Raw genomic sequence first — 11145 nt, forward strand, 5'->3', positions numbered from 1 at the left:
TCATTTCACATTACTGGACACGGGTCGCCCCAATGGTTCATTTCCGCGTTCGCGTGCGAGCGAAACTGGCGGGTCGTACAGTATCGCGCGTTTCCGGGTCCGTCCCCGTCGAGAGCAGCGACTCGATCTCGGACCCAAATTAAATGACGGAGTAGCGCCTGCCTTCGAGTACTGATGTCAGGAGCCACATTCTCGTCGTTCGAGCGGTCACTCGGCGAACTGGACGTGCCGGCGACGCGGATCAAGCGAGAGGAGTTCACGAATCAGGTCGAGGAGGCAGTCGAACCGCCGGCCGTCGGCGTCCCCCTCGGGGAGACGTTCGACGAGCCGGCGCTGTCGCTCGACGGGACGCCGGTCACCGTGGACCCGACCCCGGTCGCGCTCCGCGAGGCGACGACGGGCGTCACGGGGGCGCGACTCGGAATCGGGGACTACGGCACGCTCGCCCTGTCGCTGACCGACCGCGCGAGCGAGCTTGTGAGCCTGTTCGTCGAGCACCACGTCGCCGTCGTCCGGGAACGCGACCTCGTCGACGAGATGCGGACCGGAATCGAGACGCTCGGCGAGGAGTTCGCCGAGACGCGCGGGAGCGCGATTCTTGCCACCGGTCCCAGCGCGACGGCCGACATGGGCGCGCTGGTGAAGGGCGCACACGGGCCACGAACGGTCGAGGTGCTCGTGCTGACGGAGGACGACTGACGATGGCGAAAGCCGACGAGATCCGCGAGCTGATGCGAACGGAGGGCGCGGCGGTCGCCGAGAACACGCGGGCGTTCAACGACGGCCGGTACGAGTCGGTCGCCGACCTGGAGGACTACGAGGCGCTCAAATCGGAGGCCCGGGCCATCAAGGAGGACGCCATCGAGCGGCTCCCGGAACTCATCGACGAACTGGAGGTCGCCGTCGAGGAGAACGGCGGAACGGTGTACATTGCGGACGACGCGGCCGACGCGAACGCGTACGTCCGCGAGGTCGTCGCGGACCGCGACGCCGACCGCGTGGTCAAGAGCAAGTCGATGACGAGCGAGGAGATCGAGGTCAACGAGGCGCTCGAATCGGACGGCGTCGACGTTGTCGAGACGGACCTCGGCGAGTGGGTCCTGCAGGTCGCCGACGAAGCGCCCTCCCACATCGTCGCGCCGGCGATTCACAAGTCTCGCGAGGCCATCGCCGACCTGTTCAACGAGCGCTTCGACCCCGACGAGCCGCTGGAGACCGCCGAGGAACTCACGTACTTCGCCCGCGAGAAACTGGGCGAGCAGATCGTCGACGCCGAGGTGGGACTGACCGGCGCGAACTTCCTGACCGCCGACACCGGGACGATGGCGCTCGTGACGAGCGAGGGCAACGCCAGAAAGACCGTCGCGGCGACGGACACGCAGATCACCGTCGCCGGCGTCGAGAAGGTGGTCCCGAGCGTCGAGGAGCTCGCGCCGTTCGTCGAACTCATCGGGCGCTCGGGGACCGGCCAGGACATCACCTCCTACGTCTCGCTGCTGACGCCCCCGGTCGAGACGCCGGTCGTCGACTTCGACGACGACGAGACGCCGCTCTCGGCGTTCGACGCGGACCGCGACTTCCATCTCGTCCTCATCGACAACGGTCGGCTGGCGATGCGCGAAGACGACCAGCTCCGGGAGACGCTGTACTGCATCCGCTGTTCCGCCTGTTCGAACTCGTGTGCGAACTTCCAGCACGTCGGCGGCCACGCCTTCGGCGGCGAGACGTACTCCGGCGGCATCGCCACCGGCTGGGAGGCCGGCATCGAGGGCCTCGACACGGCCGCGGAGTTCAACGACCTCTGTACCGGCTGTACCCGCTGTGTGAACGCCTGCCCGGTCGAAATCGACATCCCGTGGATCAACACCGTCGTCCGCGACCGCATCAACCGCGAGGGCGAGCGGCCGGCCGAGTGGCTCGTCGACGGGCTGACGCCGGACGCCGAGGACGAGGGCGCGCCGCTCCAGAAGCGCTTCTTCGGCAACTTCGAGACGGTCGCGAAACTCGGGAGCGCGACCGCCCCGCTCTCGAACTGGCTGGCCGGTACGGGGCCGTCCCGGTGGCTCATGTCGCGCGCCCTCGGCATCGACCGCCGGCGAGCCCTCCCAGAGTTCGAGCGCGAGACGCTCGTCGACTGGTTCGCTGACCGGGACTCGACGGTCGAAACCCCCGAGCGACGGGCCGTCCTCTATCCGGACCTCTACACGAACCACGTCCAGGTCGAGCGCGGGAAGGCGGCCGTCGAGGCCCTCGAAGCGCTGGGCGTCGAGGTCGTCGTGCCCGAGGTCCCGTCGAGCGGCCGCGCGCCGCTCTCGCAGGGGATGGTCGCCACGGCCACGGACCACGCTGAGCGCGTCACCGAGGCGCTCGCGCCCTACGTCGCCGACGGCTACGACGTGGTCGTCGTCGAGCCCAGCGACCTCGCGATGTTCACACGAGAGTACGACCGCCTCGTCGCCGAGGATACCTTCGAGACGCTCGCGGAGAACAGCTACGAGGTGCTGGAGTACGTCTACGGTCTACTGGAGAACGGGGCCGACGCCGACGCGCTCGCGTCGAGCGATGGGGCCGGCGTCGCCTACCACAGCCACTGTCAGCAGCGCACGCTCGGACTCGAGGCCCACACCGTCGCCGTCCTCGAAGATCGCGGCTTCGACGTGGTCACCTCCGACGTGGAGTGCTGCGGGATGGCCGGGAGCTTCGGCTACAAGCGCGACTACTACGAACTCAGCATGGACGTGGGCGGGCGGCTCCGCGACCAGTTCGAGGCCGACGGCGTGCGCGACCGTCCCGTCGTCGCCAGCGGCACGTCCTGTCTCGAACAGATCGACGCCCTGCTGGAGCGACAGCCTCGCCACCCGGTCGAACTGCTGGTCGAGTGACCCCCCTCAGTCGAGTCCCACGTGCCGCCGGAACGCCCGCTCCGTGATCCATTCCCTGTCTTCCGCGGTCACGCCGTCGACTTGCCGCAGCCAGTTGCACGCTTCGGCGTAGCTGGCCACGTCGCTGACGTTCGGGTAGTCAGAGCCCCAGACGACGCGCTCCCGGCCGAAGGTGTCGAGGAACCACCGCACGTGGTCGTGCATGTCCGCGTACGGGAACGCCGACTCGGACACGTGGGGGACTTCCGAGACCTTCACCGCGACGCCGCCGTAGTCGGCGAGGTCGGCGAACCGGGCGAACGAGCCTTGATCGGTCGGCGTCGTCGGCCCCGCGTGCGCGAAGTGGTCGAACAGGTAGTCGAGTTCGGGGTACGTCTCGACGAGGTCGAGCGCCTGGTCGAGCTGGCCGTGGTCACAGAGGATCTGGACGGCGGCGTCCGTCTCGACCGCGACCTCCCAGAAATCGGTCTCCTCGATGGCGTCCCGGAGCCACGTGACGCTCGGGTCGAAGGTCTCCCACATCCGGTCGTACGGGCAGGCGGCCCCCAGGCGAAAGCCGAGGACGCCGTCGGTGTCCATGCAGCGTCGGAGCCGTGTCGCGGCGTCGTCGGCGAACGGGTCGAGCATCACGATTCCGTGGAGTCGGTCGTACGACTCGGCCACCTCACGGGTGTACCAGTTGTCCGTCCAGTCGCAGATCGGGTAGCCGACGACGACGGCCTCGTCGATCCCGTTACGGTCCATGTCGGCGAGGAGTCGCTCGGCGGTGTAGACGGTGTGGACGGAGAACGAGTCGACGAGGTCCACGAGCGGGCCGTTGACCCACGGGTGGTCGTCGGTCGGGGCCGCCCACGCGTGCGTGTGCGTGTCGAGCATGTCAGTGTCGACTCCCGGGTCGCTACTAAATCTTCCCCGCACGCGGCGACACGGACTGTCGGTATCGGCCCGGATCACGCAGGGCAACCGATCCGGTATCGTCGGACCGGATCTGTGGCTACCGACAGTGATCCGTGCCCGTGAGCCGCTGACGAGGGGGAAATCGGCAATCCACGCCCTGTTTTGGGAGTAACTGTAACGGGAGGGGCCCGAAGCACGTGCGCCAACGAATAAACGACACGTGCTAGCGAGACTGGCGTCCGACATCGCCGGATAGACGGGGAAACACTCACTTGCACTCGGCCGTACTGCCAGAGATAATATTTGTACAGTTGTTATTCCAATCGTATCGCGCCTGTAAGGCCACATCGAGACGGACCGCGTGCGGGTTGTCGAGCGTCGACACCGGTACGGAAGTCGCCGAAGTATACGATATTATCGGACACGAACCGAGTTCGGTGCGTCCGGCCGGGTTCGCGTCGGTCCTGTCGATCTGCCTCCGCATCGGGACGGGGGGTGCCATCACCGATCTCACTTCGAGGGCGATAGCCACGGTAACCGACACTAAAGAAACTCGATATCGAGTTACTATCTTACCTTTTATCTCCCGCCCATCCAATATCTTCGGATATACATAAGTATATGAGAATACCAGATCGAAAATCCCATATCTGTGAGTTAGTTATGCAGATATCGGTCCAGAATGGATTTGTAGCGAGTCAATAGGTGACTGATGGTGATATCTGTACCCATATCCGTCACGAATAGGGTTCAGACCCCCTCTTGGGCGGCTACCGTCGCGACTTCGAGCCATGGAGGCGGGCTCGCACGGTGTTTTAGGACTGCCAAAAATCCGAAGCTGTTATTATTGTTTAGGCTGCCCTAATCTACATGGACGATGACTCAGCACGCGGCGAGCGGCTGACGCGGCGGGAGTATCTCGGATGCGGCGGTGCAGTCGTCGGTGGCGGCCTGCTGGCGGGGTGTTCCGGAGCCGGCGATACCGACGGGACCGCCTCGGAGTCGGCGACGGGTCGCTCGACGCCCGCGTCCGGGACGCCGAGCGAGACGGCCGCGACAGACGGCTCGTACTCGGTGACGATGGAACCGGTCGGGAAGGTGGAGTTCGACGGCCCCCCGGAGTCGTGGTTCTCGTACACGGCCGACTACGCAGACATGGGCGTCGCACTGGGGCAGGCGGAGGGGCTTTCGGCTATCGGCGTCCGTGAACGGTTCGGGACGCACTACTACGACGACCTCTCCGGGGTCGCCGTCGAGTCGGACGACCTCACCCAGCTCTGGCAGGACGGGACCGGGAAGGAGGTCTTCTACGAACTCGACGCCGGCCTCCACGTCGTCGATCCGAACTTCGTGGTCAACCGACTCGGCTGGGACCGGGACGACGTGGCCGAGGTCGAGTCCACCGTCGCCCCGTTCTTCGGGAACACGATCTTCTCTCGCGCATACGACTGGCACGATTACACGTACTACTCGCTGTACGAGGCCTTCGAGAAGCTCGCCGCGGTGTTCGACGAACGGGCCCGATACGAGGCGTTCAAGTCTCATCACGACGAGGTCGTCTCGTCCATCCGCTCCCGGCTGCCGTCGACGACGCCCGACCTCGCGCTTCTCTACCCGGCCGAGATGCCGCCGGAGTCGTTCTACCCGTATCTGGTCGGCGACGGAACGCAGTCGAAGCAGTGGAGAGATCTCGGAGTGAACGACGCGCTCGCCGAACACGGCGTCACGGACGCCCAGGCCGGCGGCGGAACGATCGATTACGAGACCCTCCTCGAGATCGATCCCGACGCCATCGCGGTCCGTATCCAGGGGGAGATCTCCGAGGCGTACTTCACCGAGAACGTCGCGACACACATGGAGGACCACGAAGTCGCGAGCGCGCTCACCGCCGTCCAGAACGACCGCGTCTTCTACGGTGGGCTGACCTACCAGGGCCCGATCATTCACCTCTTCCAGCTCGAACGGGCGGCCCGCGGGCTCTATCCCGACGAGTTCGGTGGCGAAGAACTGTTCGACCGCCAGCGGATCGCCGACATCGTCACCGGGAGGTTCGACCGATGAACCGTGCGTTCGCCCGCGGCCGGGGGAGGTGACCGAGCCATGCAGCAATCCCCCCGACGGCAGCGCACGCAGACGTGGGCGTGGCTGTACCTCGCGCTCTTCGGCGACGCCGACGCTCACGACTCCGGTGACGGGCCCGAAAGCGACGCGGAGCCAGACGCTGAGGGCCGCTCTCGGAACACGTGACCCGTGCTGCTACCGGCGGAGGGAGCGCTCTGCGAGTCACCGAGAACGGACGCCGAACTGACCCGACACCGCCTCGGAGCCATGATCGGTGAGCCCCAGTACCTCCTGGTGATCTACCGGGCCGAAAAGGAAGCGGAGCCGCCGGTTTCGCCGGGTCACATCGCCGACGCGCTGGATCGCTCGCCCGCGGCGGCGACGGAGATGCTCCAGCGACTGGAGTCCCGCGGCCTGGTCACCTACGAACCGTATCAGGGTGCGACGCTCACCGACGAGGGGCGCGCGACGGCCGCCGATCTGAACGAGACCTACCAGATCCTCCTCCGGTTCTTCCGTGACGTGCTGGATCTGGACGACTGCGAGGCTGAGGCCCGACAGCTCACGGGGACCGTCAGCCCGACCGTCGCCGATCGACTCGCCTCGTCGCTCCTCGGCGACGCCGGGGCCGCGCGGGAAAACGAACCGGCGTCTCCGTCCGACGGGTGACGACAGCGGTAGGAAAAAACGGCGTCCGCGACGGCGCTTACTCGTCTTCCTCTGCCAGGCTCTGTGACGGCCCGCCAGAGAAGACGAACTCGTGTTCCGCCTCCGTCTCGAAGCGGTTCAGGATGTCGCCCAGCGGCTTCGCGTACCGCTTGAGTTGCTCTGCGCGCGAGGACACTTCGTTGAGCTCGGCGGCCTGTTCTTCGGCCGCACCCGCGACCGTCTCCGTCTCCGACATCATCTGGTCGCTCGTGTCGGCTGCCGACTGGAGCGTGGTCGCCACGGCGCGGAACTGATCGAGCGAGTCACCCAGGTCGACCTGCGGGTTGTTCGCCTCGAGGTCTTCGAGCGTCTCGACGAGGGCGTCGAGGTCGCGCGAGATCTCGGACAGGCGGTCCTTTTGGTCGTAGGCGTCGTCGGAGATCTTCTGCGTGGACTCGGCGACCTGCTCTGAGGCGTCGCGGACCGATTCCGCGCTCTGGAGCACGATGTCACCGGACTCTGCGACTTCGTCTGCGAAGCTGTTGAGCTGGCCGATCGTCTTCTCGAGTTCGCCGATCATGCCGTTGAATTCGCTCGCGATGCGGTCCATCGACTCGTTCTCCCCGTCCGTTTCCATCCGTTCGGTGAGGTTCCCGGCCGCCGCCTCCTCCATCACGTCGGAGAACTCGTCGGCCTTGCCCTGGAGGTAGTTGTTGACCTCCATCGCCTCGGCTCGGGAGACCTCGGCCTCTTTGCGAGCGCGCTCGGCCTCGTCGATCTGGGTCTTGAGGGCGTCGCGCATGTCGGCGAACCCGTCGTACAGGCGACCGATGTTGTCGATGCGGCCGGTGCTGATCTCCACGTCGAGGTCGCCCTGTCGCATCTGGTCGGTCTTGCGGGTCAGTCGGTCGATGGACGTAGCGGTGTTGTATCCGAGGATTGCGCCGACGCCACCGATGAGCAGCACCATCAACGCGGTGCCGATGAGACCGTACCGCTGGACGTCCTGGACGAACCCGTACACGGCCGAATTCGGCGCGTGGACGAGGACGACCCAGTCGGTCCCCTGAACCGGGGCGTACCCGACGGTGTAGCGCTCGTCGAGCACGTCGTAGGAGGGCATGCTGGCGACGACCCCGGACGCCTGATCACTCGATCGGAGGTCGTTGGCCATACCGATGGGCTCGCTGGCGCGAGCGCTCGAACTGTATTCCTGGAGGATACCGTCACCGAGGCGCTGGTCGCTCGTTCGCGGCTCGTCGATCATGACCACCCCGCCAGTGTTGACGACCTGCGTGAAGCCGCCCTCCGCCCGGTCGTTGCCCTGCAGGGAGTCGGCGATTTCACCGAGCGAGTACTCGATGAGGATGTACCGGTTCTGCGAAGCGTCGACGGGACTGATGAAGCCGATGACCGGCCCGGAGTTCGTCTGGTACACGTCCGAGACGACCACGTCGCCGGCCGTCTCGAAGGAGGCGTTGTTGACCCAGCCACGGTTGCGGTTGGACAGCGGGGAGTTCAGTAGCACGTCCGAGTTAGACGTAGACGCGACCATCTCGGACTGCGTCAGTCGCCGCTCGACGAGGTGCACGTCGGAGGCGTCGGCGGCCAGTGACGCCTTCCGATTACTGAGTTCGATGCCGATCTCGTCCGTGTCGTTCCCGGCCCAGACGTCGCTCGAAGAGACGAACTTCGTGGCGAGCTTGTTCTTGTTCACCCACTGTCCGATGATGTCGGACTCCTGTGCCGCGGCGCTCTCGTAGTCGTTGAGCACCTGCTGTTCCGTGTAGTACCGGACCTGTTCCGTGGCTCCGAGACCGACGAGCCCCACCGAGAGCGCCATGACGATGAGCACGATCCCGAACTTCAGAGCGAAGTTCCGTCGGATGAAGTTTGGGACGATCACGCCGAGGATGCCACCGGACGATTCCGCATCGGTTCCGTTACCGTCTGTCGACTGTGTGTCTTCCTGACTCATTGGTTCGAACCTCCGAGATCGCAGTTGGCTGCCGGACCGCTGTCGCACGCGTACCGAACGTCTTTCGGGTCGCCGAGCGGGCTGTAGTACACTCCGTAGGACTGCTGGACCTCCGGGCGGCCCTTGACGACCGGGACGGGGCGCATCGCCTGGTGATCACAGGCCCGGAGGGTCTGCGTGCCGAGTCCGGCGTCGTACTCGTGACCCTCGAGCTGAGAGATCACGTCGTGGGGATTGAACGTCCCCGCGCGCTCGACCGCGCTCGCGTACTGGAGTACCTGCGTGTACGCGACGTGGGCGGGACCGGACGGGACCGCCGACTTCGAGGAGCCGGTCGTGCTGCCGTACTCGTCGCGGAACGCCTCACGAAACGCCGCCGAGAGCGGCGTGTCGATGCTCGCGCTCCAGGCGACGGTTCCGATGACGCCGTCGATCGCGTCGCCGGCGGTCTGGGCGACTTCGAGCGAATACAGCGGCAGGACGAACGCCGTCTCCGGGAACGCCCCGCGGAGTTCCCTGAGCGCGTTCGCCGCGTCGAGGCCGCGCAGACTGAGGATGACCACGTCGTGATCGACCTGTTCGAGGTCGTCGATGTACTGCGAGAAGTCCCGCGTCCCGACCTGCGCACCGCGGTTCCAGACCGGCGACCAGCCGGTCCCTTCGAGGACGCCGTCCATCTCGTCACGAAGCGCCGTCCCCCAGTCGTTCTGCGAGAAGAACTGGACGTAGTCCACGTTCTCCCCGTACTCATCGACCAGGACCGGGGCGAGCGCCCGCGCCGACATGTAGGTGTTGAACAGCTCCCGGAACGAGTAGCGGTTGCAATCGGCGCCCGTCAGGGCGTCCTGGTGGGCCATCGTCCCCATGTAGACGACCTCGTGTTCGGCCGCGAATTCCTGATGAACGTGGCCGGTTCCGCTCGACGTCCCTCCGGCGAGCATGATCGCCTCGTCGCTGTTGAGCAGTTTCTCCGCGCCGGTCCGGGCGGCGTCGGAACTGCTCTGCGTGTCCTCGACGACGTACTCGACGCCCTTCCCGAGCAGTCCGTCACCGTTCAACGGCGAGTCGTAGGCGTCTGCAGATACCCAGCCACCGCCCTCGTTGATGTGTTTCACCGCCAGTTCGAGTCCCCGTCGCTCCTGTTGTCCGGACGTCGAGTACGGGCCTGACTCCGCGACGTTGAACCCGAACGTGACCGCGTCCCCAGAGACCGGATAGTTCCCGACCGGCGTCGGTGTCGGTTCCGGCGTGTCACCACCCCCAGTCATCCCTTCGCTACTGCTACATCCGGCGAGACCGGCGAGGCCGGCCGCGCCGACGGATCGGAGCAGGTTCCGTCGGGAGAGCGACGCACCCCCGCCATTCGTCCTTGTGTCCATACTAATTTCTGTAAATTTTTATAGCATAAAAGCTTTTGGAGGATCGTGTCGATGAGCTTGAAATATGTCGGTTGGACATTCTGTTATATCGTCACGACGTCGATTTTCGACCGGCACTTCTCTGGGATTTATACGAACCCGGTGACCAGTGAGAGATATGACGGATCTGGTCACGTTCGGAGAGACGATGCTCAGGCTCTCACCGCCCGGAGAGGAGCGACTGGAGACCGCCGACCAGTACAACGTTCGCGCGGCGGGTGCGGAATCGAACGTCGCGGTCGCCGCTCAGCGACTCGGCCTCGACGCGACCTGGACCTCGAAGCTCCCCGACTCGCCGGTCGGTCGTCGGGTCGCGAGCGAACTGCGGCGACACGGCGTGACCGTGGACGTTGTCTGGGACGAGTCCGAGACGAGTCGACAGGGGACCTACTACCTCGAACAGGGCGAACGACCGCGGGGCAACGACGTGATCTACGATCGGCGGAACGCGAGCGTCACCACGGCGGCGACGGCCGAACTCCCGACCGACGCCATCGCCGACGCGGAGGGCTTTCACACGACGGGCATCACGCCCGCGCTGTCGGACACGCTCGAATCCACCACGGCCGACCTCCTGTCGGTCGCCCAGGAGGCGGGGACGACCACGTGTATGGACCTGAACTACCGCTCGAAGCTCTGGGAGCCGGCGGCGGCCCGCGCCGTCCTGACGGAGCTGTTCCCCGCGGTCGACGTGCTCGTCGTGGCCGAGCGCGACGCCGAGGTCGTGCTGGACCGGCGCGGCGACGCCGCGTCCATCGCGGCCGGCCTGAGCGACGAGTTCGGCTTCGAGGCGACGGTCGTGACCCGCGGGAGCGAGGGTGCACTCGCGCACGTCGACGGCGAGGTCGTCGAACAGCCGACGTTCGAGGCGACCGACGCGCATCCGGTCGGGACGGGCGACTCCTTCGTCGGCGGTTTCCTCTCGCAGTATCTCACCGGCGAGTCCGTGGCTGACGCGCTCACCTGGGGCGCGGCGACGGCCGCGCTCAAGCGGTCGATCCCCGGCGACATCGCCGTCGTCTCCCCCGAGGAGGTCCGTTCGATTCTCCGCGGCGACACGGAAGCCATTTCGCGGTAGCACAGTCGTCCAACAAGCTTCTTATCCCCTCGTTCGGAAGGATACGCCATGATTAACTACGGTTCATGTAAATTCGTGACCCGCCGCGGTGATCGGGATGCGTAGCGCGAAGATCGTCTGCACGCTCGGGCCCGCGTCGGACTCGATCGACGACATCGCGTCGCTGGCCAAAGCGGGGATGTC

Annotated in this window: 10 protein-coding genes; 7 read left to right on the forward strand and 3 right to left on the reverse strand. The window is 66.0% G+C overall.

The features are described from left to right. Positions 1-174 precede the first annotated feature (174 nt). Positions 175-699 carry an LUD domain-containing protein gene (locus tag GM656_RS17320; protein WP_162414952.1) on the forward strand — a complete coding sequence of 175 codons (525 nt, stop codon included), beginning with the start codon at positions 175-177 and terminating at the stop codon, positions 697-699. A gap of 2 nt (positions 700-701) precedes the next feature. Further along, the gene (locus GM656_RS17325; protein ID WP_162414953.1) at positions 702-2882 is read left to right on the forward strand and encodes an LUD domain-containing protein; all 2181 of its coding nucleotides are present in this window, start codon (positions 702-704) and stop codon (positions 2880-2882) included. A gap of 6 nt (positions 2883-2888) precedes the next feature. Here the strand turns inward: GM656_RS17325 and rhcC are convergent, their stop codons facing one another. Beyond that, on the reverse strand, positions 2889-3758 hold the full coding sequence (gene rhcC, locus GM656_RS17330; RefSeq protein WP_162414954.1) for an L-rhamnono-1,4-lactonase: 870 nt from the start codon (positions 3756-3758) through the stop codon (positions 2889-2891). 891 nt (positions 3759-4649) lie between these two features. Between rhcC and GM656_RS17335 the strand changes: the two genes are divergently transcribed. The 3 genes from GM656_RS17335 (at position 4650) to GM656_RS17345 (ending at position 6509) form a co-directional block, all read left to right on the forward strand. Then, positions 4650-5840 (forward strand): ABC transporter substrate-binding protein, encoded by a 1191-nt coding sequence (locus tag GM656_RS17335; protein WP_162414955.1) that lies wholly within the window; start codon positions 4650-4652, stop codon positions 5838-5840. 39 nt (positions 5841-5879) lie between these two features. Next, the gene (locus GM656_RS17340) at positions 5880-6026 is read left to right on the forward strand and encodes a hypothetical protein (RefSeq protein WP_162414956.1); all 147 of its coding nucleotides are present in this window, start codon (positions 5880-5882) and stop codon (positions 6024-6026) included. Between the two features lie 81 nt (positions 6027-6107). After that, positions 6108-6509 (forward strand): metal-dependent transcriptional regulator, encoded by a 402-nt coding sequence (locus GM656_RS17345; protein ID WP_162414957.1) that lies wholly within the window; start codon positions 6108-6110, stop codon positions 6507-6509. Between the two features lie 37 nt (positions 6510-6546). On the opposite strand, the gene GM656_RS17350 is transcribed toward GM656_RS17345, so the two are convergent. Together GM656_RS17350 and GM656_RS17355 are read right to left on the reverse strand one after the other, a co-directional pair. Then, positions 6547-8466, reverse strand: coding sequence for a HAMP domain-containing protein (locus GM656_RS17350; RefSeq protein ID WP_162414958.1), 1920 nt, complete (start codon positions 8464-8466; stop codon positions 6547-6549). Next, a complete protein-coding gene (locus GM656_RS17355) occupies positions 8463-9845 on the reverse strand; it encodes an ABC transporter substrate-binding protein (RefSeq protein ID WP_162414959.1) in 1383 nt (460 codons plus the stop codon). Before GM656_RS17355 ends, GM656_RS17350 begins: the two co-directional genes overlap by 4 nt. Positions 9846-10002: 157 nt before the next feature. Between GM656_RS17355 and kdgK1 the strand changes: the two genes are divergently transcribed. Continuing rightward, positions 10003-10962, forward strand: coding sequence for a bifunctional 2-dehydro-3-deoxygluconokinase/2-dehydro-3-deoxygalactonokinase (gene kdgK1, locus GM656_RS17360; RefSeq protein ID WP_162414960.1), 960 nt, complete (start codon positions 10003-10005; stop codon positions 10960-10962). 97 nt (positions 10963-11059) lie between these two features. Continuing rightward, positions 11060-11145 (forward strand): pyruvate kinase (locus GM656_RS19635; protein WP_162414969.1); only part of this gene is annotated, 86 nt, incomplete at its 3' end.

This window comes from Haloarcula salina (genome assembly GCF_010119195.1).
Classification (GTDB): Archaea; Halobacteriota; Halobacteria; order Halobacteriales; family Haloarculaceae; genus Haloarcula; species Haloarcula salina.

What these genes read in the sequence shown, in the direction of transcription:
- GM656_RS17320 (WP_162414952.1), top strand. Translation starts at nt 175, where the DNA reads ATGTCAGGAGCCACATTCTCGTCGTTCGAGCGGTCACTCGGCGAACTG.
- GM656_RS17325 (WP_162414953.1), top strand. Translation starts at nt 702, where the DNA reads ATGGCGAAAGCCGACGAGATCCGCGAGCTGATGCGAACGGAGGGCGCG.
- rhcC (WP_162414954.1), bottom strand. Translation starts at nt 3,758, where the DNA reads ATGCTCGACACGCACACGCACGCGTGGGCGGCCCCGACCGACGACCAC.
- GM656_RS17335 (WP_162414955.1), top strand. Translation starts at nt 4,650, where the DNA reads ATGGACGATGACTCAGCACGCGGCGAGCGGCTGACGCGGCGGGAGTAT.
- GM656_RS17340 (WP_162414956.1), top strand. Translation starts at nt 5,880, where the DNA reads ATGCAGCAATCCCCCCGACGGCAGCGCACGCAGACGTGGGCGTGGCTG.
- GM656_RS17345 (WP_162414957.1), top strand. Translation starts at nt 6,108, where the DNA reads ATGATCGGTGAGCCCCAGTACCTCCTGGTGATCTACCGGGCCGAAAAG.
- GM656_RS17350 (WP_162414958.1), bottom strand. Translation starts at nt 8,466, where the DNA reads ATGAGTCAGGAAGACACACAGTCGACAGACGGTAACGGAACCGATGCG.
- GM656_RS17355 (WP_162414959.1), bottom strand. Translation starts at nt 9,845, where the DNA reads ATGGACACAAGGACGAATGGCGGGGGTGCGTCGCTCTCCCGACGGAAC.
- kdgK1 (WP_162414960.1), top strand. Translation starts at nt 10,003, where the DNA reads ATGACGGATCTGGTCACGTTCGGAGAGACGATGCTCAGGCTCTCACCG.